The organism is Leucobacter japonicus (assembly GCF_001273855.1).
Classification (GTDB): domain Bacteria; phylum Actinomycetota; class Actinomycetes; order Actinomycetales; family Microbacteriaceae; genus Leucobacter; species Leucobacter japonicus.
This window is the reverse complement of the sequence record NZ_JHBX01000109.1, coordinates 1-22,410: the sequence shown is the minus strand read 5'-3', so window position 1 is coordinate 22,410 and position 22,410 is coordinate 1. Positions and strand designations below refer to the sequence as shown.

The following is a 22,410-nucleotide window of genomic DNA, read 5'->3' as shown; positions in this document are numbered from 1 at the left end:
CGACGTCAGCGCGATTCGGTACGCTGACGGCATGGCACTCGACGCCCTGCTGCTCCGTCTCGACCGCATCGCCGGCGGGCGTCAGGCCGGTGTGCGCGTGGCCGCCGCCGGCCTCTCGCACCCGAAGACGCGCCGCGCATTCCGCTGGATCACCTGGCTGCTCGTGGTCGAGCTGCTGATCGGCCTTGCCGCCGCGGTCGCCGCGGTGTGGATCACCGCCGCAGGTGGCACCGTGCCGTTCGCCGTGTGGATGCGCTCGTTCGTGGTGCTCGCCATGACCGTGACCCTCTGCTACTTCGCCTGGCGAGCCGCTCGCGGCTGGTACTGGGCGTACCGCCGCCTGCGACTCTTCGCGCAGATCTTCCCGGTCATCACGCTCGTCATGGCGGCGATTCCCGGGCTCTACCCCGGATGGATGATCACCGAGCAGATCATCTTCAGCCTCATCATGATCGGCATCGGCGACTTTCTGCGCGGTGACCACTTGAGCGAGGTGTTCCGGGTGGTGTCAGCCGACGACTCACAGGGAACCTCTCGCCCTACAGATACGGGCGCGTGATCAACTCGAGGTAGTGCCCCGACGGGTCGAGCAGGTAGACCCCGCGGCCCCCGTGCTCATCATTGATCTCGCCGGCTCGCTGACGCTGCGGGTCGGCCCAGTGCTCGAGCCCGCACTCGGAGATCCAGTCGTACGCGCGATCGAAGTGCGCGTCGTCGAGCAGGTAGGCGTAGTGCTGCGGCGGAAACTCCATGGGCGGAGACGCGAATTGCAGCAGCACCCCGTCGGCGATGCTGAGGTTGAGGAACGGGCCCCAGCCGGGCGCGCGCTCGGCTTCGAGCAGCGTCGCGTAGAAGTCGGCCATTTCGGCCGCATCGCGCGAGGCGATGATGGTGTGGTTGAAACGTGCGGTCATGATGCTCCTGGGTCGATGCGAGTGGGTGAAGTGTCACTCGCACCAGGAGGGGCACGGATCAGGGAGCGACCAGGTCGCCGATCCGGGAGCGGCCCGCGTGGGCCTGACTGGTCATCATCAGAGCCAGAGTACTGCCCACTCCGGGTCAGCGCACCTCTTCTGCGCGGCGCCCGAACTGCGCCGGGTCGACGGGGCGGGCGTGCTTCGGCAGGGTCTCGACAACGAGCAGATATGACTCGGTGACGAGATCATCGAGCAGCTCGGCTTCGAGCGTCCCACCGCCCGACACCGTGATCCAGTGCTTCTTGTTCATGTGGTAGCCGGGCGCGATGTCGGCGTAGGCCTCGCGCAGCACGTTCGCGTCGGCCGGGGCCGACTTCAGCGTGACGATGCCGTCGCCGCGCAGTGCCGAGATCAGCATGAAGACCTTGCCGTGCACCTTGTAGACGTCGGCATCGGGCCCGAACGGGTGCTCGAGCACCGCGCCGGGCAATTCATCGGCTCGCGCGGCGGCGCGCTGCTGCAACTCGTGGGCGTCCATGCATCGATTGTGACGCATGCCGCCGACAATCGCGCGGGTGATCTGGGCCGGGCGATCCCGCGACTGCGTCTCTGCCCGGGCCGCCCGCCGCCTCTCGTCGACTCTCGTCGCGCAGGAGAAATTGCGTCGCGCGGGCGAGATGCCCAGGGCATGACCGCGGGGGCAGATTTCTCCTGCGCGACGGGAGGTGGTGCAGCGAGGGGCGGAGCTCTGCCCCCAACATCTCCACCCCGGTCAGCGGGTTCATGGAAATTGCAGAGGTCGGCGATCCGGAACTAATCTGATGTAAGCAAGGCTACCCTCAGCTGCGACGCGTGCACCGTGATGCGCACCCGAGGAACAGACGCCGCCACGAGCCCGCCGAACCAGAAACTCCGCATGCCCCCAGCAGCCCCCACCGGTTCTTCCCGCGTGCCCGCCTCACTGCGCGGCACACGGCTCGACCTCTCCTATGGCGCCCGCGCCGTCGTGCACGACGTTTCGATCGCGCTCGAACCCGGCCGCGCCACGGCACTCATCGGCCCCAACGGCAGCGGCAAATCGACACTGCTGCGCGCGCTCGCCCGACTGCACCCGGCTCCCCGCGACGCCGTCACCATCGGCGGCGCCGACCGCGAAGATCGCCCCGTCTCGCTGCTGACCGCTCGAGCATTCGCGCACGAAGTGACCCTCTTCTCGCAATCCCGCCCCGCCCCGCAGGGCCTCTCGGTCGGCGAAGTGGTCGCGTTCGGGCGCCACCCGCACCGCCGCCGGTTCGCCGGCCTCACCGACGATGATCGCCGTGCGATCGACCACGCGATGCTCGCGACGGGCGTGCGCGATATGGCGACGCGACCCGTCGGCGAGCTGTCGGGCGGCGAGATGCAGCGCGTCTGGCTCGCCGCCTGCGTCGCGCAAGAGACCGGGGTCGTGCTGCTCGACGAACCCACGAACCACCTCGACCTGCGCTACCAGATCGAAACACTCGACCTCGTGCGCGATCTCGTCGAAGAGACCGGGGTCGCGGTCGGCATCGTGCTGCACGACCTCGATCACGCGGCGCGGGTCGCCGACGAACTGATTCTGATGCATGCCGGGCGCGTGCACGCCGCAGGGATCCCGGCCGAGGTGCTCACTGCCGAGCACCTCCGCGAGGTCTACGGCATCGAGGCGGAGGTCGAGGTGCACCCGCGCAGCGGCCGCGTGCGCATCGACCCGATCGGGCGCCACGCACCGCTCGCGCATCGAGCGCCCGGCTCCGAAATCTCGCACCAGACCACCGACCCCTCCGAGAGGACCCCCGCATGACCCGCTCCCTCCGCACCGCAGCCGCCGCTGCGCTCGTCACCGCCGTCGCGTTCACCGCGGCCGGCTGCGGCACCACCACCGTCGAGGCCGGAAGCGGCGACGTGCCGCAGGCCACCTCGGAGGCGTGCCAGAACGACACGACGACCACGTCGACCGGCCCGGTCGAGATCACCGACGGCGTCGGCCGCACGGTGAAGCTCGATCAGCCGGCGAAGCGCGTCGCGGTGCTCGAGTGGCAGCAGATCGAAGACTCGCTGACGCTCTGCGTGGCGCCGGTCGCCGTCTCTGACCCCGAGGGGTACGGCACCTGGGTCAGCGCGGAGACACTGCCCGAGGGCGTCGTCGACCTCGGCACCCGCGGCGAGCCCGACCTCGACGCGCTGTACGGCGCAAAGCCCGACCTGATCGTGGTCGAGGCGTTCGAGGCCGACGCCGACATCGTGAAGACGCTCGAGAAAGAGAGCGACGTTCCGGTGCTCGTCACCGTGGGCGCCGACACGAAGGATCCGATCGGCAACATGAAGAACGTCTTCACGCTGATCGCCGAGGCGACCGGCCGCACCGAGCGCGCCGACCAGGTGCTCGCCGATTTCGATCAGCACCTCGCCGACGCGAAGGACGAGGTCGCGACCGTCGACCTGCCCACGAAGGACTTCGTGTTCTTCGACGGCTGGGTCGAGGGCAGCAACCTCGTGATCCGCCCCTACGGCGAGGGCGCCCTCTTCACCGCGTTCGGCGAGCAGCTCGGGCTCACCCCGGCCTGGACGAACGACATCGACAAGGCCTACGGCAACGGCGGCGTTGACCCCGCGTACGGCCTCGCGCAGACCGACCTCGAGGGCCTCACCGCCGTCGGCGACGCGAACCTCTTCTACTCCAAGGACGAGGAGGGCGGGTACACCGCCGAGCTCGAGAAGAGCGCGATCTGGACCTCGCTGCCCGCCGTCAAGGAGGGCCGCGCGCACGCGTTCCCCGCAGGCGTCTGGGGCGCCGGCGGCCCGCTGTCGGGTGAGCAGGCCGTCGACGCGTTCGTCGACGTCATTCTCCAGAAGTAACGCCGCACAGGATCACCATGACCCCGACCAGCACCGCGACGCCCGCAGCCGCGCCGGCTTCGACTCGGCCCGCACCCGGCGCGACTGCTGCGCCTGCTGCGCACGCGCACGCCGCCGGCGACCTCGGGCTGCGCGGGCGTGCCAGCGGGATCGCGGTGCTCGTCGGGCTGCTCGTCGCGGTGGTGGCGGTCGGCGCGTGGCACCTCACGCAGGGCACCTCGGGCGTCGGGGTCTGGGACCTCGTGCGCTACGCGGGCGGTGCCCGTGAATCGGTCGGCGGCGTGCCGGTGGGCGATGTGCTCACCGGCTCCCGCCTGCCGCGCCTCGCCGCGGGCGTCGCCGTCGGGTTCGCGCTGGGCGCTGCCGGCGCACTGCTGCAGTCGATCACCCGCAACCAGTTGGCCTCGCCCGACACCCTCGCCGTCACCGCCGGATCGTACTTCGCACTCTCCGCGGTCGCCGCATTCGGGCTCTCGCTGCCGCTCTGGGCCTCGGGATCGGTTGCGTTCATCGGCGGCCTCCTCGCCGCCGCACTCGTGCTGTCGCTCGCCGGCAGCACCGCCGGTGCGAGCACCACCCGCCTCATCCTCGCCGGATCGGCGCTCGCGATGGCCCTCGACGCGGGCACGGCGATGCTGCTGATCCTGTTCAAGGAGAACACGACCGGGCTCTTCGCCTGGGGTTCCGGATCACTGGCGCAGCTCAACATCGACGCCTCGCTGCGCGCGCTCCCCCTCATCGTCGTCGCCCTCCTCGCGGCGATGCTCCTCACCCGCCGCCTCGACGTGCTTGGGCTCGGCGACGACACCGCCTCGACGCTCGGCGTGCCGATCCGCTCCACCCGCCTCATCGCCGTGGTCTGCGCCGTCGTGCTCACGAGCACCGCCGTCATGCTCGCCGGGCCGATCGCGTTCGTCGGGCTCGGCGCCCCCGTGCTCGCGCGCCTCATCGCATCACGCGTGCGCCCAGTCACCCGACACCTGCTGCTGATTCCGGTGTCGGGGCTGCTGGGCGCGCTGCTGATCCTGCTCGCCGATGCCGGCCTCCGCGCCTTGCTCACCGCCGAGGGCGCCACCTCCGTCCCCACCGGCATTCCCACCGCGCTGCTCGGCGCCGTCGTCATCGTCGTGCTCGCCCTGCGCATGCGCGACGCCGGCGGCGTCCGCACCCCGCCACAGGCCCGACCGGGCCGCCGCACGCGGCTGCGCCTCGGCGTGATCCTCGCGATCGTCGCCGTGCTGCTCATCGCGGCGGCCGTCGTCGGCCTGCTCGCGGGCAGCCTGTGGCTGCAGACCGGCGACCTCGCGCTCTGGGCCCGCGGCCTCGCCCCCGACCTCGTCGCCCGCGCCATCGACGAGCGCGTGCCCCGGGTCGCCGCAGCCGTGCTCGCCGGCGCCGCGCTCGCCCTCTCGGGCAGTGTCGTGCAGTCGACTGTGCGCAACCCGCTCGCCGAACCGGGCCTGCTCGGCATCACCGCGGGCGCCGGCCTCGGCGCGGTCATCGCCGTCACGTCGGGCGGCGGCCGCCCCCTGCTCATCACCCTCGCCGTTGCCATGGGACTCGCCACGTTCGCGCTCATCGCACTGCTGTCGTGGCGCGGCGGCATGCTGCCCGACCGCTTCGTGCTCATCGGCATCGGCTGCGGGTACGGGCTCAGCGCGCTCACCACATTCCTGCTGCTGCGCGCCGACGCGTGGAACACCCCCCGCATTCTGACCTGGCTCTCGGGCACCACCTACGGGCGGTCGATGCCCGATGTGCTGCCCGTAGCGATCGCGCTGATCGTCGCGCTGCCGATCCTCATCGGATTGCGCCGCCACCTCGACCTGCTCGCCATCGACGAAGACACGCCCCGCATTCTCGGCATCGGGCTCGAGAAGACGCGCTTCTCCATGCTCGCGATCGCGGCCGTGCTCGCCGCCGTCAGCGTCGTCGCCGTCGGCGTCATCGGATTCGTGGGGCTCGTCGCCCCGCACCTCGCCCGCGCGATCGTCGGAGCGCGGCACGCGCGCATCATCCCGGTCGCGATGCTGCTCGGCGGACTGCTCGTCTGCGTCGCCGACACCCTCGGGCGCACCCTGATCTCGCCCGCGCAGCTGCCCGCCGGGCTCATGCTCGCGCTGATCGGGGCGCCCTACTTCGTGTGGCTGCTGCGCCGGTCGGCGTAGGGGGTTCTTGCCGGGCGCGCGCTCGCGCGGCGTCCCCGCGGCGATTTCCCCTCGAGCGCACCCCTATTGCGCGAGAGTACCCCTCACATACATGTGCACTCGCGCGAAAGGGGTGCACTCGGGAGGAGCGCGCGGGGAGGCAGAGGTGCCGAGGTCAGCGACGATCAGTCCTGGGCACTACACCAGCCCGCGCGGCGTCCCGTCTCTCCCGCGGGACCCTCGATACGCCACCTCAGCACGGCGCCCTCTCCCGAGTGCACCCCCTTTGCGCGAAAGCACCCCTCACATAGATGTGCACTCGCGCAAAAGGGGTGCGCTCGCGGTAGGGCGGCGCAGGGCAGGGCAGGGCAGGGCAGGCGCGGGGCGGCGGGCAGGCGGCGGGCAGGCGGCGGGCGCGGCGGCACCGTGCCCGCGCTCAGGCCTCCGCGACCTCGGCCCAGAAGTCGAGGATCAGCGCAGTGATGAGTTCGGGCTTCTGATCGACGAGCCCGTGCGTGGTTCCCGGCACGATCGCGAGGCGCGCGTTCGGCAGACTCGCCGCGATGCGCAGCGAGTGCGCGGGCCGCACCGTGTCGCGGTCACCACCGACCACCAGCGTCGGCGACGTCGCGCGGGCGAGTTCGGCGGCGGCGATGTGAGGCTCAGAGGTCCACAGCCGCAGACACTTGTCGAAGACGACGTCGGCGTGCTCGGGCCCGTCGGGCGACAGGCGCTCGTAGGCGCGGCGCTCGGGGGTGATGCGATCCGGCGCCGGATCGCCCACCGCAACCGGCCGCGGCAGTTCAGGCAGCACCGGCCCGTTCGCGGGCAGATCGCGGTCATACGCCGACGGATCGAGGTTCGCGCTGATCGCGGTGAGCGAGCGCACCCGACCGGGATGCGCCATGGCGAGCATGAGCCCGATGATCGCCCCGTCGCTGTACCCGACGATGTGAGCATCGGCGAGTCCGTGCGCGTCGAGATAGGCGAGCGCCTCGACGACGCTGCGCTCGTACGAGTAGTCGCCCGGCAGGTCGGCGGTGCGACCGTGGCCCGGCCGCTCGTACGCGTGCACCCGGGCCACGGCTGCGAGCGCGTCGGCGATCGGCGCGAGCGATTCGAGCGAGCAGAACCCGCCGTGGAGCACCACGACGGGTTCGCCCGACCCCGACACCTGCTCGTACAGTTCGATGCCGTTGATGCTCACGGTTGCCATGCGCCCACCCTTCTCGGTTCAGGGTAGCGGGGGCGAAATGAGCCGGGGCCGCAATGAGCGAGGGCGACTACCCGCGTTGGGGCAGGATCACCGCCTTCGTGTCGCGCATCGCCCGCATGTTCTCGAACGCCTCGTTCACCTGTTCCAGCGTGTACCGGTTCGAGATGATCGCGCCGAAGTCGAATCGATCTGCGGCCTGCTCCAGGAACAGCAGGGCCTCACGGTAGTGGTCGATCGCCCCCGAGAAGGCTCCGAGCACCTGCAGATTCTTCATGGTGATGCGGCCGGGCGGGCTCGGGGCATCCCACCCCGCGACCTGGCCCATGAGCACGTAGCGGGCACCCTTCGCTGCGAGCTGCAGCCCCTCCGCGAACGCGGTGCGGCCGCCCGACATCTCGAGCAGCTTCGTGGGGCGACGGCCACCGGTCGCCCGCAGCACCGCTGCCTCGCGCCCCTCGGGCGTCGCATGCTCCTCGACCGATACGACGGCCGTGGCACCGTACGATTCGGCCAGACGCAGCCGGTCGTCCGGGCCGCCCACGACGATCAGGTCGCGGAAACTGCCGAGCGAAAGCATTGCCGTGGCGAACAGGCCGATCGGGCCGCTGCCCTGCACCACGATGGTGTCGCTCGGCTTCGTGCGGCCCAGGGTCTCGACGGCGTTGGCCGCCGACCGCACGGCGCACGCGGCGATGCTCGCGAGTTCGTCAGACACCCCGTCGGGCACGCGCACCCGGCCCGCACGGGGCAGCACGACGGCGTGATCCGCGAATCCACCCGCGCCGTAGGGCTGCTCTTCACAGTTGAGGTACCCGTACATCTGCGGCCGCTCGCAGAGCGCCGAGTCGCGATGCGTCGCGCACCCCTCGCACGATCCGCACGGCGCGTGCGACCAGATCACGCGGTCGCCCGGCTGCAGCGCTTCACCGAAGGAGTCGCGGTCGGCGCCCTCACCCATCGCGATGATGCTGCCGACCATTTCGTGGCCGGGAACGGTGGGGAGCGCTGCCGGAATCGTGAGGTGCCCCAGCCACCCGTGAATGTCGGTGCCGCACACGGAACAGGCGAGCACCTCTACGAGAAGCGCCCCGGCGTCGAGGCGCTCGGGCAGCGGCACGGTTTCGAGGGAGAGCGGAGCCCCGTGCTCGCGGATAACCGCGGCACGGGTGCTCGTGGGGAGTGCGGTGGACGTCACTTCGCGTTGTCCGCGAATTCGTTGGTGAACGTCTCTTCAGGCCGCAGATCGCTGAGACCCTGCGACGACTCGAGCAGGCGCACGTTCGCTTCGTACCCGTTCTCGGGCATCTTGCCATCCTGGGTGTAGATCTCGAGGTTCTTCGAGAGCACATCGGCGTACGCCTTCGGATCTTCACCGACGAGGTTCGCCGGCATCGCCTCGGTGATCTCCTCGGCGCTGTGATCCTGCATCCACTTCAGCGCCTTCACCGTTGCATTCACGATGCCCTGCGCCGTCTCGGGGTTCGCGTCGAGCCACTCGTTCTTCGTGTACAGCGTCTCCGCTGCGTACCCGCCGTCACCGAACAGCTCCTTCGAGCCCTCGGCGGTGCGGGTGTCGATCAGCGTGCCGGTGCCCGCGTTGCGCGCCTCGAACTGCGAGAAGGCCGGCTCGTACATCCACCCCGCGACGACCTGGCCGCCCTCCATGGCCGCGACCGCACTTGCGCCGGTGCCGGTGGTGACCAGGCTGACGTCGGTCAGCGACAGGTCGGCGCGCTGCAGCGCCTCCGAGAAGTAGGCCTCCTCAGCGGAGCCCGGCGCGGCGATGCCGACCGGCTGCCCCTTGAGGTCGTCAACGCTCGTGATGTCTTTCGCACTCGCCGGCGGCACGGCGAGCACGGCACCGGGGCTGTCCGAGAGCACGATGAACGCGGTGTAGTCGCGGCCCTTGGCCTGCATGCGCAGCGTGTGATCGTAGAAGCTGGCCGCGGCCTGCGCCGATCCCGATTCGACGGCTTCGAGCGCCTTCGTGCCCGACTGTAGATCCGAGAGCTCCACGTTGACGCCCTCCTCCTCGAAGTAGCCGAGCTCATCGGCGAGCACCAGCGGGATGTTGTGGAGGTTGGTGAGACCCGCGACGGCGATCAGCGTCGGCGATCCGTCGTCGCCTCCGCCCGCGTTGCCGGGGCTGGCGCAGCCGATCAGTCCGATGGTTGCGGCCGCGAGAAGACCGCCCGAGAGCAGTCGCTTCGTCGTCGTTGACATGTTCACTCCTGAGTTGTGAGGTGGTGCGAGGTTGAGAGGGGTGTTGGAATCAGTGCGTGCCGGCGCTGCGCCAGCGCAGCAGATGCTTCTCGATACGGGTGATGAAGAACTCGATGATGAGCACGAAGATCATGAGCGTCACCATGCCGGCGAACACGCTCGTCGTGTCGAAGGTGCCCTGCGCCTGCGCGATGACGTACCCGATGCCTCGGAAGGCGCCCAGGTACTCTCCGATGACCGCACCGATGATCGCGAAGCCGATGCTGGTGTGGAGGCTGGAGAAGATCCAGCTCAGCGCGCTCGGCAGGTACACCGAGGTGAGCAGCTGCGACTGCGATCCGCCGAGCATGCGCGAGTTGTTCGTCAGCACGCGCGGCACGCTGCGGATGCCTTCCAGCGTGTTGAAGAACACGACGAAGAACACCAGCGTGAACCCCAGCGCGACCTTCGACCAGATGCCGATGCCGAACCAGAGCAGGAAGATCGGCGCGAGCACGAGTCGGGGCAGCGCGTTGAACATCTTGATGAACGGGTCGAAGAGCTGCGCGAGGAAATCGATGCGCCCGAAGAGCACGCCGAACACGAGACCGCCGATGACGCCGATACCGAAGGCCAGCAGCGTTGCCTGCGTGGTGGCGAGGAGGTGCGGGTAGATCGACCCGGTCGTGAACCACTCCACGATCCGAGCGAAGACCGCGCTGGGTTCGCTGAAGAAGAACGGGTCGAGCACACCGGTCATCGCGCCGACCTGCCAGAGTCCGATGAAGAGCACGCCGAGGGCGACCTGATACCCGATCATGCGGAGCTTGCGCGACCGAATCGCCCCTGACGGGTTCACGGGCTCGGTCACTTTCGTGGTGATCGCCTCGGTGGAGGCTACGAGTGTGGTCATGCTGCGGCCTCCTCAGGCTGGTTCAGCTGGTACGTCTTCATGACTTCTTCCTTGAGGCAGTCCCAGACCTCGCTGTAGATGCGCTGGAACACCGGGTCGCGCTTGATCTCCAACAGATCGCGCGGGCGCTCGAGCGGCACTTCGAAGCGACCGACGATGGTGCTCGCCGGGCCCGCGCTGAGCACGATGATCTCGTCGGAGAGCGCCACGGCCTCGTCGAGATCGTGGGTGACGAAGAGCGTCGCTGCACCGCTCGCGCCCCACAGGTTCAGCAGTTCCCCCTCCATGACGAGGCGGGTCTGCACGTCGAGCGCTGAGAACGGTTCATCCATGAGGATCAACCCGGGGTTGGTGATCCACATCTGCGCCATGGCGACGCGGCGGCGCTGGCCGCCGCTGAGCTGAGCGGGGTAGCGCTTCTCGAAGCCCTTGAGCCCGACGCGCTCGAGCCACTCCGCCGCCTCCTTGCGCGATTCGCTCTTCGAGACGCCTCGGTAGTCGAGCGCGAGCGCGACGTTATCGATCGCGGAGCGCCACGGCAGCAGCGCATCCTGCTGGAAGAGGTAGCCGGCGTCGCGGTTGAGCCCGCGAAGCGGCTCTCCCTGCGCGTACACCGTGCCCGTCGACGGGGTGAGCAGTCCGGCCGACATGTTGAGGATCGTCGACTTGCCGCAGCCCGTCGGGCCGACGACGGACGTGAATTTGCCGGGTTCGGCCGCGATCGATACGTTGCGCACTGCGGTGTAGGCGCCGGAGCCCTGGTCGGGGAACGTAATCGTGCAGTCTGCGAGCTCCACGGTCGCTCGCGGAGCGGAATGTGCTGTGTCTGTGGTCACCGTTGTCCAATCGTCGAACTCGATACGCCGTGGGGCTCCCGAGGTCGCCATACCCACGTGTTGTATGCATGTCTCGACCGAGATTAGCCACCGACTCGACGACTGTCAACATCAGAACGGCTTGTTTTCGCGAAACTTGTGCGTAACAATACCGATGTAGCCACAAGCTGTGGCACACAACAGATTCAAATCGTGTACGCTGCCATACAAGACAGCGCTCGCAGTCAGTCAGTGGCGACACCTCAAGGAGTACGCATGCAGTCATCGAAGACGACGGATCTCACGGTGCTCGATCGCATCCGATCCGGGATCGTGCTCGGCGAATTCCCTCCCGGCGCGCTCCTCGCCGAGATCCGCCTGGCAGAGGAGTTCCAGGTGAGTCGCACTCCGATCCGCGAAGCGCTGAAGCAGCTGCAGATCGAGGGCCTCGTCGAGATCCGCCCCCGCGTCGGCACCTTCGTGCGCAAACCCACGCAGCGCGAGATCGTGGAGCTCTTCCAGATCAAGGAGAGCCTCGAGGGGCTGGCCGCGGGCCTGCTCGCCCGGCGCGGTGACGTCCCTGAACTCCGCAAGCTCATCCGCAACGTCGCCGACGAGCGGGAGGCCGTGCGCCGCGGCGATTCCGAAGCGTATGCCGAACTCGTGCACGACTTCCACCAGACGCTGATCGACGGCGCTGACAACCAGAAGCTCGCCGAGCACTACGACCTCCTCATGAACCAACTCGCCTACCACCGGATCGTGCGCCAGACGCTCCAGCAGCCGGGGCGCCTCGCGAACTCCCTCGGCGAGCACAGCGGCATCGTCGACGCCATCCAGGCGAAGGATCCGCTGCTCGCCGAACTCGCCGCGCGGCGACACGTCGCCACGTCGAGCCAGTCGGCATCGATCGCCGCGTTCGACGAATCCTGAACTTCTCCCCACCTTCAACAGACTGGATCGATCTCGATGACCACTCTCTCCCTACCGCAGCTCGACACCGATCGCGCGCCCGATACCGCACTGCCGGATCGCTCAACGCTGCGCGAATTCGACGACATCGCGCGCGCGATCGCCCTGCGCAAGATCACGGTCGCCACGGAGGAGGTGCCGGATCGAGCCGGCCGCCCGATCCTCCGCGCCAGCGCGACGGCCGTGATTCGCAATCCGTGGCTGGGAACCGGAACCACGGAGGATCTCGCCGCGAAGAGCAATTTCGCGGCACCCTTGCTTGCCAAGCTGCTCAGCGACCGCCTCATCGAAGCTCTGGGCGGCGCCGATGCCGTCGAGGCGTTCGGCAAAGCGGCGTTCGTCGGCACCGCCGGTGAACTCGAACACGCCAGCGCACTGATTCACACCGCCTACTTCGGCAATCTGGTGCGCGAGGCACTCGAGGGCACGTCGATTCTCTGCTTCGTCGACGGCCGCGCGGGCACCGGAGAGCTCATTCGTGTGCCGCTCTGGCACAAGAGCGCCGCGGCGACCCGCAGCCACTACCAAACGCTGGAGGTGCATCTCGCCGATGCGCCGCGCGCCGATGAGATCGCGGTCATCGCGGTCGCTTCGACGGGGCCGCGCCCCCACGCGCGCATCGGCGACCGCACCACCGATACCCCGATTACCACCGACATCCTGAAGGAGATCGCACTATGAGCCAGCCGAGCCCCCTGAGCCCCCGCAAGATCATCACCATCGTCGAAGAGATCGCGCAGGAGGGCGGGCGCGCAGTGTCACCCGTCGCGCGCATCGCCATCGTGGCCGCGGTGATCCCGAACCCCTGGGCCGGCCAGGGCTTCGTCCCAGACCTCGCCCCCGGCATCGATGCCGTCGCCTCAGATCTCGGCGCGCTGCTGGCGCCCCGAGTCATTGCGGCACTCGACGCCCCGCTCGAGGCGTACGGCAAGGCCGCGATCGTCGGCCTCGAGGGCGAAATCGAGCACGGCTCGGCACTGATCCACACGCTCAAGTTCGGCAATCACTTCCGCGACGCCGCGAACGCGACGACGCTACTTCCTGCGGTCGAGAAGCGCGGCGCCGCAGGCATCGTGTTCGACATCCCACTGAAGCACTTCACCGACGCGACGATCCGCTCGCACCATCAGACCGTCGAGGTGCGCATCGCCGATGCCCCGCACCCCGGCGAGATCGTCATCGCCCTCGCCGGAGCCGCGCAGGGTCGCCCGCAGCAGCGACTCGCCGACCTCTCGACCGAGCAGTAGCATGCCGACCGGCGCCGCTCCGATCGTGCTGCTGCACGGCGTGGGGCTCGACCGCACGATGTGGGCGCCGGTCGTCGCGCTCCTCGAGGCCGCGGGTCGCCGCACGATTGCGCTCGACCTCCCCGGTCACGGCGAGCGACCGCCGCTGCGCGCACCGCAGACGCTCGAGACGCTCGCCGACGATGTGCGCGAACGGCTCCCCGAGGGCGCTGGGCACCTCGTCGGGTTCTCGCTCGGGGCACTCATCGCCCAGCACATCGCGCGCTTCGCCCCTGACCGTCTCGTCTCGCTCACCGCGGTGAGTTCGGTCTGCGACCGCACCCCCGCCGAGCAAGAGGCAGTCGAGTCCCGGCTCGCGACGGCCACTTCCGATTTCTCGGCGAGCGCCTCGGCGTCGATCGAGCGGTGGTTCCCTGCAGGATCGCGGGTGGCGCCGCAGACGATCGCCGCGACCCGCGACACGCTCCTCGGCAACGATGTCGAGTCGTTCGTGCACGCCTACACCGTGTTCGCGCGCGGCGACCAGCAGATCGCCCCCGAGCTGCCCGCGATTCGCGTACCCGCGCTCGCCATCACCGGAGAGCTCGACCCGGGTTCGACGCCCGACATGACGGTACGGCTGGCGCGCGCGATCCCGAACTGCGCATCGCAGATTGTCACCGGAGCGCGGCACATGCTGCCCGTCGAAGCACCGCACGAATTCGCGCAACGGCTGCTCGCATTCATCACCCCTTTGGAAGGAAGCCGACCATGACCGAACGCTTCGGGCACTACATCGATGGCGCATTCGTCGCACCCGCCACCGACGAATACTTCGCGAGCACCAACCCGGCAACCCTCGACACCCTCTACGAGGCAGCTGCCGGCACCGCCCCCGACATCGACCGCGCCGTGCGCTCGGCACGCGCGGCGTTCGAGGGCCATGCCTGGTCGCGACTCACCGCGACCGCGCGCGGCCACCTGCTGCGTAAGCTCGGCGACCTCATCGGAGAGCACGCCGACGAGCTCGCGCTGCAGGAATCGCTCGACAACGGCAAGCTGCTGCGCGAGATGCGCGGGCAGATGCGCGCACTCCCCGAGTATTACTACTACTACGCCGGTCTCGCCGACAAAGTGCAGGGGTCGCAGATTCCGGCGACGAATCTCGACATTCTGAACTACACGCAGCGCGAACCGCTCGGCGTGGTCGGGGCGATCGTGCCCTGGAACTCGCCGCTCACCCTGACCACCTCGAAGATCGCCCCCGCGCTGGCGGCCGGCAACACCGTCGTCGTCAAGCCGAGTGAACACACGTCGCGCAGCACGCTGCGCCTCGCACAGCTCGCGACCGAGGCCGGGTTCCCCGACGGCGTCTTCAATGTGGTGACCGGTTTCGGTGCCGCCGCCGGCGCTCCCCTGGTGGATCACCCGCTGCTCGCGAAGATTTCGTTCACAGGTTCGACCGCGACCGGATCGCGCATCGCGGCCACCGCGGCGGCACGATTCATCGGCTGCACGCTTGAGCTCGGCGGCAAGAGCCCCAACATCGTGTTCGACGACGCCAATGTCGAAAACGCGGCGATGGGGGTCATCGCCGGCATCTACGCCGCCGGCGGCCAGACCTGCATCGCCGGCAGCCGCGTCTTCGCGCACAAGGCCGTGTACGACGAGCTGCTCGAGCGCGTGACCGCACGTGCTCAGAGCATCGTCATCGGTGACCCGCTCGCTGCAGAGACCGAGCTCGGCCCGCTCTCGTTCGGCGACCAGCTCGACAAGGTCGCCTCGTACGTCGAACTGGGCGCATCCGAGGGGGCCACCGTGCACTCCGGCGGCGGGCGTCCGCAGCTCGAACTGCCCGGATACTTCTACGAGCCGACCGTGCTCACCGACGTGACCAACGACATGCGGGTCGTGCGCGAGGAGATCTTCGGACCGGTCGCCGCGATCCTCCCCTTCGAATCCGAGGATGAGCTCGTCGGCCTCGCGAACGACACCGAATACGGGCTGGCCGCGGGCATCTGGACCAACCAGCTGGCTCGGGCGCACCGCCTGGCCCGCCGACTCGACGCAGGCACCATCTGGGTCAACACCTACCGGGCGATGTCGCCGATGTCACCGCGCCAGGGGTTCAAGAGCTCGGGCGTCGGCATCGAGCACGGCCTCGAATCGATGCACGAGTACACGCGACTCAAGAGCGTGTGGATCAACACCGACGAGGGCCCGGTCGCCGACCCCTTCGTGATGCGCGGATAGCCCCCCGCTCCCCGCAGCCCCCGCTCTCCGCGTTGCCGAATGTGACGCGTTCGGCAACCTCACGGGAAGAGCGCGGGCGGCGGGGTCGTTGGTGCTGGTGAACCCGCCGCTGCCACCCTCGGCGAATCGGATGCCGCGGAGAGCGAGAGGTGCGCGACCGATCATCGAACAGGGCAGTGCCTCGACGCCCTGAACCTGCGAGGTGTTGTTCTTCATGCTGTGCCTCCTGCACGTTGTCGCGGGCATCCGCCGGGCGTTTATCTACCCGAGACCTCGGGCTGCTCGCGCCATTAGCGACGTCGCTGATGCCGCGAGCAGCTTGTTGTCGGCTTTCCACGTCACCTGTTCGTCGGCCCTGAGCTGGGCCCGCATCGACGCCGCCGGGGGATCGAGGAACCAGAACTCGAGGATGACGAAGCTCGCGGGTGGTGCTTCAGCTTGTCGCCGAAATCGTCGATCCACTCGCGCAGCCGCCTTGAGCGTTCGTTGTCGGGGAGTGTGACGCCGTGGTGGTTCTCGGCGTTGCCCCCCCCCCCCGGGCACGACGAGACGCGGCACATGCTCTCGGGTGAGGGCGAGCAGCACTGCCGCCGTGGTGTTCGTCGTGCCGTAATCGATGCCGAACGAGATGCACCGCTCGAGCTTCAGGAGGTCGTCGTGCGCGATGACGTGCTTTCGTTCGTTGGACTCGCAGTACACGACGCCGGCCACGGCCACCCACTTACCGAGATTGAACCGGTCGTAAAAGACGCCCGAGAAGGATGTTTTCTGCAGCGCGATGTACTCGGCCTCAAGTGACGAGTTGTCGTCCATGGTGAACGTGCAATGCGCCGTCGACGTCTTGCCGCCCTTTTTGATCCACTTCGTGCTCAGCCAATGGTTCTGCGATCCCGGGTTGGTGGTGGCGAGCCGTCGTGCTCCGGGCACGCGCAGACGGGTGATCAGCATGTTCTAGAACGCCTCGGGGAGCAGCGTCGCCTCGTCAACGCAGGCGACGGCGCCCGTCACGCCTCGGATCTTCGTTGCGGCGTTCGCATCGCCCGCGCCGTAGAGGTAGACCGTGCGACCAAGGAAGGTCGCGGCCCTTGCACCCGGCGTGTACCGCACCTGACGAGCGAGACGCCTGAAGATTTGCTCGCTCATGAGGAGCGGCATCACGTTCGTGTTGAGCGTGCCGAGTGTGCGCCCGATCAGGATGATCTGCCAGCTCATGGGGATGTACTTGATGTAGAGCAGTAGCGCCCCAGGCTAATGAAAGTCTTCCCGGCTGACACTGCGCCGGAGAGGATGGTGTGCATCGGGCCTTTCGAGCACAATCCGAGGAATCGGATCTGGGCGGGTGAGAAGAGGCCGTTCGATGGCAAGGCGCCTACCCTCCTCCTTGCGGCTATCGTCTGTATTTATGGACTGGGCGATGCTTTGGATTCAAATCGGGATCTTCGTTGCGACGGCGGGCAGTGCGGCAGTCGCGTGGTGGAAGGCCAATGAGTCTTCCGACGACGCCAAAGCGGCGGCAGAAGCGCTCGAATCGATCTCTTCTTCTGCAAGCCTGTCGGCGGAGCATTCGGGAAGGCAGGCAGATGCACTGGAACTGGCAAATGTGATCTCCGCCAGTGTCGCCAAACCTAAGCGGTGGAGCGAGCCTGAGTGGATCAAATTCGAAGGGGTAAACGTCCGCGAAATTATCAACCTCACCGATGAGGTCGTCACGATCGTGGGCATGCGTCTCCACCCCGAAGGGCGTGGTGGATTCGTGGGATTTGTAGGAGAGGCACGCAGAGCACCTGAATCGGGTTTCGATATCCCGAACCCGCCGTTCGAGGTCGTTCCAAGGGGCAGAGTGCGATTCATTCAGGCAGGCAAAGATGGCCCCTACTTCGAGGCGATGCAGATTCTTTCACGCACAAAAGATGATATTGAGGACGGCTCGGATTGGTTCAGCCTTGACCTCTGACTGACGCGATGCGCGCAAACGGTAAAGTCGGTGCCTATGAATCCCGGAGAGATTATCATCGCTGCCGTCGGCGCAGTAGGTGGCGTCGGCGGAGCGATCTTCGCGTGGGTCCAAGCCGCCACCGCGGTGTCCGAACGCGAGGAAGCACAAGCGGCGCAAGCCGCCGCAGAGACGGCTCGTGAAGCTGCCGTTGTCGCGGCGCAACAAAGTGCATCAGCGGCCGTCCGGCAGGCGAACGCGCTAGAGGAGGCGAACGCCCTTCTTTCGAGCTCTCAGGAACTGGCCAAGCTTCATGCCCCTCCAGCATGGTCTCAAGCCGAGTACATCGACCAGAACGCGGTGAAGTTCACTAATAGCTCAGGCAAGCACGTTCTTGTGACCCGTGTCGCCGTGGAGCCAGACGAGAGCGCAACGCGAACCGACGGGCCCGTACTCCCGCACCGCGTCGAGAATGGCGACGCTTTCGCGATTCGTTGGTGGAGCGCTTGGGCGCGTCGGGATCCAGAGAAAGTCGTGTTCGAATGGCACTACGAGAACGAACCGTCATGGCTCGAAACGACTGAACGCAATCTTTGACCTCGAGCGTCACTCGCTAGTCTGACCGTCGTCGAGTAGTAATCGTGCAGCCGCTCCGACCGCAGCCTCAAGTGCGTCGAGTGTCGAGTTAGCCCCATCGAGGCCAGAGTCGCGGTCGAGCAGTTTCGTCGCCTTGTCGACAGCCATCCCGCCGATCGTCATCGCATTTCGTCGATCCGTCATATCGGCGTCACCCTCCGTGCGCACGATTTTCCCAACCTGCGTAATCTGCACGAGCTCAACCTGCCCGCCCTTAACTGCCCGCATGGTCTCCTCAGCGAGATCCATCATCGATTCCACGAGAGCCGCACGCCGAGGTCAGTCAGCTTCACTTCGGTCGCCGCCTTCGTCGCGGCCCGATCGAACTTGAGGCCGCACGCTCGAGCGTGCGCCTAAACTGTCGAACCCAAGCAGCCGATCGCCTGAGCGATCGCATTAGGAGAGAGCCCCTGAGCGTGTAGCTCAGCGACGCGAGCGCGCGTTTCGGCAGCGACCCATCAGGCAGCATTTTTGGCCATGTTCGGGTGTCCTCCCGTTCATGGTGTGCTGGGTGTTGCTTCCGGATATGAGAATGGGCCCGTCATTCGGAGTGGATGCGGGCCTTTCGGGTTAGTGTGCGGCCGGGTTAGCGGCTCGTGATGATTGCCTTGGTTGCAAGGTAGGCGACGAGTGCGAAGAAGCCTGCGGTAATACCGGCACCGATGAAGTTTGACCATACGGTGACGGGACCATCGTTTCGGCATTGGTGGTGACGATCAGGCCGATGATCGCGAGGGCTAAGCCCAGGAGACTGATCCACCCGAGAGCGGAGAGTGCACTGTTCTTGAGCTTCTTGGAGGCGGTGCCGTACTTCTCTCGTGCGGCGGCGCGGGCTTCGGGAGTGATGTCGGTGGTCTCGCTCCTAGGGTGAGGATAGCCCAGGTGGGGCCCGTTACCTCGGCCGCCGTCGTGACTTGTTCGGTCATAGGTGCGGCCGCTCGCTGGTTCGTTCGATCAACAGATTAAGTCCATCGTCGGGGTGGAAAGTCCATGAGGCGGAGTAGTCACCCCAAGAAGTGCTTTGAGTTCCATCTAGTGACCGCGTGTTGCCCATCTTCACACTTGCAGAGGCGGGAGCACCAAGCTCGCTCAACATGCAGACGACGCCTTCGCCGGAAACTGTCGGTCGGTAGTCACTGGCCAATCCGACACCCTCGATGCTCAGTGTTTCGCCTCCATCGAGAATGGTGATTGCTTCTATGTTCACTTCGCACGCCCGAGCCGCATCCGTATACAAATACTTTCGCTCGATAAGTGCGAGTTCAACGTCCTGCGCTCGTTTCTCGTTGTAATGATCGAGCGCGAACAGGCCACCGACGATTGCACTCATGAGGATAACGATGCCAAGGCAGAGGCATATCAGTAGTGCTTGCTTCTTGCTGCGCACCATTGGAGAACGACTCGAAGCCTCTCGAAACGGTTGCGTCGCCTCTGGGGCAAAATTCGGGTCGGTCATAGCTACAAGATAGCGGAGTGATTGAAGTACGCTCGTGCCCATGAGCGACGTGGGACTTGTTTCGTTGATAAGCGCGACCGCAACGGTACTGGTGGCGGCTCTGGGTGTCGTATCCGCAGTGTTCGGGCCCCTCTTGGTTGAACGGCTGCGACGGGGTGCGGACCGCCGAGACCAAGAGTGGGCCGCGTCTATTGAATGGGAACGCCTTCGCAACGAGCGCGCCTTTTCCTTCATGGAGGCCTTGACTTACTACGCCGGCAGCAGGGCCAGCGGAAACTACATACGAGCCAATCAGGCTGCATCGGGACTGATCGCCTCTCTGGGTACAGGAAACCAGGAGGCTGTTCACTTCATTCGTGTTTTAGTGAATAGCGTGCGTGACGCCGAGGTGTCTGCGAAAGCGATCGCCATTGCGAACGACGGCATTGATCGTTTGTACGCGTGGCTGCGTAGCGACGCCGACTTGCCAACTATCTGGGACCCTGTATTGAAGTAAGGTCCGATTCGCTGGTGTGCGCGGCTTCACTGGCCGTGAGCCGCGCACCCTGGAGAAGGAACAAGAAAGGGCCAAGACACTTTCGTGTACCGGCCCACTTATTCAGCCCTCGATGTAGGGGATGACATCGAAAGCAGGTCAAGAAGCTCGCCCGGCGGCGTGTCGCCCGCCCGCGAGCGGATCCGCTGTTGGCGTACGAGGTCTGCTGCGAGACGTTTTCGGCACTCGGCAAGGATAACCCGCTCATCGACTATGCGTTGTCCCCATTGATCGAACGACATCGGCATACCCTCTCGGCTCCGCCGTTACATTGTGCAAACGGAGCGACGAACCCGTTGTGACGCTTCTCGATAAGTGTTGCATTGAGCCGGCGCCTAGGTGGGATATAGGTTCGGGTGGTGAACTTCGAAATCGATCCAAACACGCTCAAGACGCTCGCCCTTTTTGCGGGGGGCGCTGGTGCGCTGGGAGCAGCGATCATTTCGGCCGTCGTCCTTCTTTTCAATGGATCGCGGACGCGTAAGCAAGCGCGTGACTTTAGGGATCGTGAAATTACGCTTGCCGACGAGCGCCTCCAAGCTGATCGTGATCATTCGATTGAAGTGCTCCGTGTGCAATCCGAGATCGCGCGTGACGACGCGGTATATGCCAATGGTCGGGAGAAGGCCATGGAGCTGCTTGAGCTTCTTGGTGTGTTGCAAACCACCTGGACTCATGTGGGCGGCTACGACTATTTCGAAGTGAATCGTGACGCACTCCGCGCAGCGGAACAGAAGACCTTTTCGATTCCGGACCCCATTACCTCGCAAATCGTATCGAATGGACTCCGGTATATCGGAAATGCCTGGGTAGGTCCGCGAACTGAGGGAACACCTGACACCGCTAGACATCAGAACGCGGAGATGCATCGCATCAAGTCGGCACTGTCTAACTACATCGCTAGGCGACAACACGACCCATCCATCCTTATCGACCAAGAAGAGACAATTCAGGTCATGAATAAGCTCTTTGTCGAATACTTTGACGACAAGTAAAGTGTCGCTTCCAATCAAGATCGGACCCATCGTTCGCCACATTTGTCGCACGTCGCTCCAGCGAGACCGTCTGCACCCCATCGCGGACGTATCATTTGTTCCCCACCTCCAGGGCACGGTCGGAGGCTGTACGCCCGAAACTTGGGTTCGGCACGTGGATATCGGCCGCGCATGGCGCGCACGACGCCGACGAGGGAATCAGGGGAGTCGTGCAGATTGCCATCGTGCGCGATCTGGTGCGAGCATGCGACCAGCCATTGGATGATCTCGCTCGACATCGCGAACGCTTCCGAGGGCGTGCACACCGGTGGGCCCTGCAGCTCATCGCGCCCTGACCACATGCGTTCACGAAGTGCACGGGGTTAGGCGCCACCGATCTTCTCTTCGACCTCCCGCCCGAAGATCACAAGTGTCGTGTAGAGCAGGTCGGCGGCGTCGGCAGGATCGATCCGGCACGATAACCGTGCTTTCTCGCTCGACCCGGAAACGATCATGGCGGAGGTGTCCTGTGCTGCGAGGAATTGCTCCGCGAGTTCGCGCATGTGCATGAGCTGAAACGGCGCCTGCTCAAGATGCCACTTAAACCAACCGGACCAAGATTCCTCACTTGATGACACTTTGCATTCCAATCCGTTGCGATACATTGCATGCATGCATCTGGTCGTCGTTGAATCGATTAGTCCCTTCGAGCCATTCGCGCCTCTGATCGCCGGAGGAATTGGTGCTTTGTCGGCTTTGTTTGGCGTTTGGCTGACGTCTACGCTGCAGCAACGAAGGGAAAATCGGGCCGCTCAAGGCGAAGCCTTGGTCGGAGCGATACGTGCTTGGGGTGACGCTTATAAGTTGCACATCGAAGAGCCCGCCGGGTTGTCTCGTGTCCAAGTCGATTCGGCGGTAGCGGCTGCCAAATTGGTGGCGGTAGCAAGTAAGCGGGATGCGAAAGGCATTGAGAAGATCGCAAACGCTACGACCAACTCGCTCGGCTCGGAGTCCACAGGAAGAATGATCGGCACCGCCCAAGAGGCTCTGATGGGATGGTTCGTCCGCGGGCACTCAGGGTCGCGTGCGTTCGCCGAATTCCAGGAAATTGGCAAGCGAAATGGCCTGGATCTTTAATCCTTGCAATCGAGTCCCTGTTGATGCGTTCATGGCGTTCTCTCGTTAGTGTCTTCGTCGATCAGGGTCGGGTCGGCCATGATCTCGGGGGGGTCAAACCGAACCGGGCAAGAGCGCCCAGATCGGTGGTCGTAAATGGGGGATACGGTGAGCCCGGAAGCGGGGTGTCATGACGCGGGCACCATCTGGGTCAACACC

At 66.2% G+C, this 22,410-nt stretch carries 26 protein-coding genes and 1 pseudogene; 14 read left to right on the top strand and 13 right to left on the bottom strand.

Going from position 1 to position 22,410, the window contains the following annotated elements; genetic code table 11:
- Positions 1-31: 31 nt before the first annotated feature.
- Positions 32-559, top strand: coding sequence for a hypothetical protein (locus AMS67_RS11490; protein ID WP_053387587.1), 528 nt, complete (start codon positions 32-34; stop codon positions 557-559).
- On the opposite strand, the gene AMS67_RS11485 is transcribed toward AMS67_RS11490, so the two are convergent.
- On the bottom strand, positions 540-914 hold the full coding sequence (locus AMS67_RS11485) for a VOC family protein (protein WP_053387517.1): 375 nt from the start codon (positions 912-914) through the stop codon (positions 540-542). The two genes, AMS67_RS11490 and AMS67_RS11485, sit on opposite strands and share 20 nt — an antisense overlap.
- 145 nt (positions 915-1,059) lie before the next feature.
- The gene (locus tag AMS67_RS11480) at positions 1,060-1,455 is read right to left on the bottom strand and encodes an MmcQ/YjbR family DNA-binding protein (protein ID WP_053387516.1); all 396 of its coding nucleotides are present in this window, start codon (positions 1,453-1,455) and stop codon (positions 1,060-1,062) included.
- Positions 1,456-1,833: 378 nt separating this feature from the next.
- Between AMS67_RS11480 and AMS67_RS11475 the strand changes: the two genes are divergently transcribed.
- From AMS67_RS11475 to AMS67_RS11465, 3 genes are read left to right on the top strand one after another with little or no spacing between them, the layout of a single operon-like run.
- On the top strand, positions 1,834-2,742 hold the full coding sequence (locus tag AMS67_RS11475; protein WP_082305485.1) for an ABC transporter ATP-binding protein: 909 nt from the start codon (positions 1,834-1,836) through the stop codon (positions 2,740-2,742).
- Positions 2,739-3,797, top strand: a complete 1,059-nt coding sequence (locus AMS67_RS11470; RefSeq protein ID WP_053387515.1) for an iron-siderophore ABC transporter substrate-binding protein — start codon at positions 2,739-2,741, stop codon at positions 3,795-3,797. Before AMS67_RS11475 ends, AMS67_RS11470 begins: the two co-directional genes overlap by 4 nt.
- A gap of 17 nt (positions 3,798-3,814) precedes the next feature.
- Complete coding sequence (locus tag AMS67_RS11465) at positions 3,815-5,965, top strand: iron ABC transporter permease (protein WP_075201357.1); 2,151 nt, start codon at positions 3,815-3,817, stop codon at positions 5,963-5,965.
- 415 nt (positions 5,966-6,380) lie between these two features.
- Here the strand turns inward: AMS67_RS11465 and AMS67_RS11460 are convergent, their stop codons facing one another.
- From AMS67_RS11460 to AMS67_RS11440, 5 genes are all read right to left on the bottom strand, one after another.
- Positions 6,381-7,160 (bottom strand): alpha/beta fold hydrolase, encoded by a 780-nt coding sequence (locus tag AMS67_RS11460; protein ID WP_053387514.1) that lies wholly within the window; start codon positions 7,158-7,160, stop codon positions 6,381-6,383.
- 67 nt (positions 7,161-7,227) lie between these two features.
- Positions 7,228-8,355 (bottom strand): zinc-binding dehydrogenase, encoded by a 1,128-nt coding sequence (locus tag AMS67_RS11455; RefSeq protein ID WP_053387513.1) that lies wholly within the window; start codon positions 8,353-8,355, stop codon positions 7,228-7,230.
- Positions 8,352-9,383, bottom strand: coding sequence for an ABC transporter substrate-binding protein (locus AMS67_RS11450; RefSeq protein ID WP_053387512.1), 1,032 nt, complete (start codon positions 9,381-9,383; stop codon positions 8,352-8,354). Before AMS67_RS11450 ends, AMS67_RS11455 begins: the two co-directional genes overlap by 4 nt.
- Positions 9,384-9,432: 49 nt before the next feature.
- Positions 9,433-10,275, bottom strand: a complete 843-nt coding sequence (locus tag AMS67_RS11445; RefSeq protein ID WP_082305484.1) for an ABC transporter permease — start codon at positions 10,273-10,275, stop codon at positions 9,433-9,435.
- A complete protein-coding gene (locus tag AMS67_RS11440; protein ID WP_075201361.1) occupies positions 10,272-11,111 on the bottom strand; it encodes an ABC transporter ATP-binding protein in 840 nt (279 codons plus the stop codon). Before AMS67_RS11440 ends, AMS67_RS11445 begins: the two co-directional genes overlap by 4 nt.
- A 255-nt stretch (positions 11,112-11,366) precedes the next feature.
- Here AMS67_RS11440 and AMS67_RS11435 point away from each other — a divergent pair, with 255 nt between their 5' ends.
- The 5 genes from AMS67_RS11435 to AMS67_RS11415 are packed head-to-tail and all read left to right on the top strand — an operon-like array spanning position 11,367 to position 15,541.
- Positions 11,367-12,023 (top strand): GntR family transcriptional regulator, encoded by a 657-nt coding sequence (locus tag AMS67_RS11435; RefSeq protein WP_053387510.1) that lies wholly within the window; start codon positions 11,367-11,369, stop codon positions 12,021-12,023.
- 36 nt (positions 12,024-12,059) lie between these two features.
- On the top strand, positions 12,060-12,743 hold the full coding sequence (locus tag AMS67_RS11430; protein ID WP_082305482.1) for an amino acid synthesis family protein: 684 nt from the start codon (positions 12,060-12,062) through the stop codon (positions 12,741-12,743).
- Positions 12,740-13,309 carry an amino acid synthesis family protein gene (locus AMS67_RS11425; RefSeq protein WP_053387509.1) on the top strand — a complete coding sequence of 190 codons (570 nt, stop codon included), beginning with the start codon at positions 12,740-12,742 and terminating at the stop codon, positions 13,307-13,309. Before AMS67_RS11430 ends, AMS67_RS11425 begins: the two co-directional genes overlap by 4 nt.
- Position 13,310: 1 nt before the next feature.
- Positions 13,311-14,063: an alpha/beta fold hydrolase gene (locus tag AMS67_RS11420; RefSeq protein WP_053387508.1), complete on the top strand. Its 753-nt coding sequence runs from the start codon at positions 13,311-13,313 to the stop codon at positions 14,061-14,063.
- The gene (locus AMS67_RS11415; protein WP_053387507.1) at positions 14,060-15,541 is read left to right on the top strand and encodes an aldehyde dehydrogenase; all 1,482 of its coding nucleotides are present in this window, start codon (positions 14,060-14,062) and stop codon (positions 15,539-15,541) included. Before AMS67_RS11420 ends, AMS67_RS11415 begins: the two co-directional genes overlap by 4 nt.
- Before the next feature lie 261 nt (positions 15,542-15,802).
- Here the strand turns inward: AMS67_RS11415 and AMS67_RS11410 are convergent, their stop codons facing one another.
- On the bottom strand, positions 15,803-16,489 hold the full coding sequence (locus AMS67_RS11410; RefSeq protein ID WP_053387506.1) for a terminase large subunit domain-containing protein: 687 nt from the start codon (positions 16,487-16,489) through the stop codon (positions 15,803-15,805).
- Positions 16,490-16,492: 3 nt separating this feature from the next.
- Positions 16,493-16,753, bottom strand: coding sequence for a hypothetical protein (locus AMS67_RS11405; protein WP_053387505.1), 261 nt, complete (start codon positions 16,751-16,753; stop codon positions 16,493-16,495).
- A gap of 190 nt (positions 16,754-16,943) precedes the next feature.
- On the opposite strand from AMS67_RS11405, the gene AMS67_RS11400 reads away from it, so the two are divergent.
- Both AMS67_RS11400 and AMS67_RS11395 read left to right on the top strand, forming a co-directional pair.
- Positions 16,944-17,495 (top strand): hypothetical protein, encoded by a 552-nt coding sequence (locus AMS67_RS11400; RefSeq protein WP_053387504.1) that lies wholly within the window; start codon positions 16,944-16,946, stop codon positions 17,493-17,495.
- A 36-nt stretch (positions 17,496-17,531) separates the two neighbouring features.
- Positions 17,532-18,071, top strand: coding sequence for a hypothetical protein (locus AMS67_RS11395; protein WP_053387503.1), 540 nt, complete (start codon positions 17,532-17,534; stop codon positions 18,069-18,071).
- Positions 18,072-18,080: 9 nt separating this feature from the next.
- Here the strand turns inward: AMS67_RS11395 and AMS67_RS11390 are convergent, their stop codons facing one another.
- From AMS67_RS11390 to AMS67_RS11385, 3 genes and pseudogenes are all read right to left on the bottom strand, one after another.
- Positions 18,081-18,338 (bottom strand): hypothetical protein, encoded by a 258-nt coding sequence (locus AMS67_RS11390; RefSeq protein ID WP_156316631.1) that lies wholly within the window; start codon positions 18,336-18,338, stop codon positions 18,081-18,083.
- 125 nt (positions 18,339-18,463) lie between these two features.
- Positions 18,464-18,547 (bottom strand): annotated as a pseudogene (locus AMS67_RS18255) (hypothetical protein); the annotation flags it as partial.
- Between the two features lie 485 nt (positions 18,548-19,032).
- On the bottom strand, positions 19,033-19,566 hold the full coding sequence (locus tag AMS67_RS11385; RefSeq protein WP_156316630.1) for a hypothetical protein: 534 nt from the start codon (positions 19,564-19,566) through the stop codon (positions 19,033-19,035).
- A gap of 40 nt (positions 19,567-19,606) precedes the next feature.
- On the opposite strand from AMS67_RS11385, the gene AMS67_RS11380 reads away from it, so the two are divergent.
- Entirely contained in the window at positions 19,607-20,062 is a 456-nt protein-coding gene (locus tag AMS67_RS11380) for a hypothetical protein (RefSeq protein ID WP_053387500.1), read from the top strand.
- A gap of 398 nt (positions 20,063-20,460) precedes the next feature.
- Positions 20,461-21,096, top strand: a complete 636-nt coding sequence (locus tag AMS67_RS11375) for a hypothetical protein (protein ID WP_156316629.1) — start codon at positions 20,461-20,463, stop codon at positions 21,094-21,096.
- Positions 21,097-21,458: 362 nt separating this feature from the next.
- On the opposite strand, the gene AMS67_RS11370 is transcribed toward AMS67_RS11375, so the two are convergent.
- Positions 21,459-21,638: a hypothetical protein gene (locus tag AMS67_RS11370; RefSeq protein WP_156316628.1), complete on the bottom strand. Its 180-nt coding sequence runs from the start codon at positions 21,636-21,638 to the stop codon at positions 21,459-21,461.
- Positions 21,639-21,747: 109 nt separating this feature from the next.
- On the opposite strand from AMS67_RS11370, the gene AMS67_RS17365 reads away from it, so the two are divergent.
- Entirely contained in the window at positions 21,748-22,212 is a 465-nt protein-coding gene (locus tag AMS67_RS17365; protein ID WP_156316627.1) for a hypothetical protein, read from the top strand.
- The last annotated feature ends 198 nt before the right edge of the window (positions 22,213-22,410 follow it).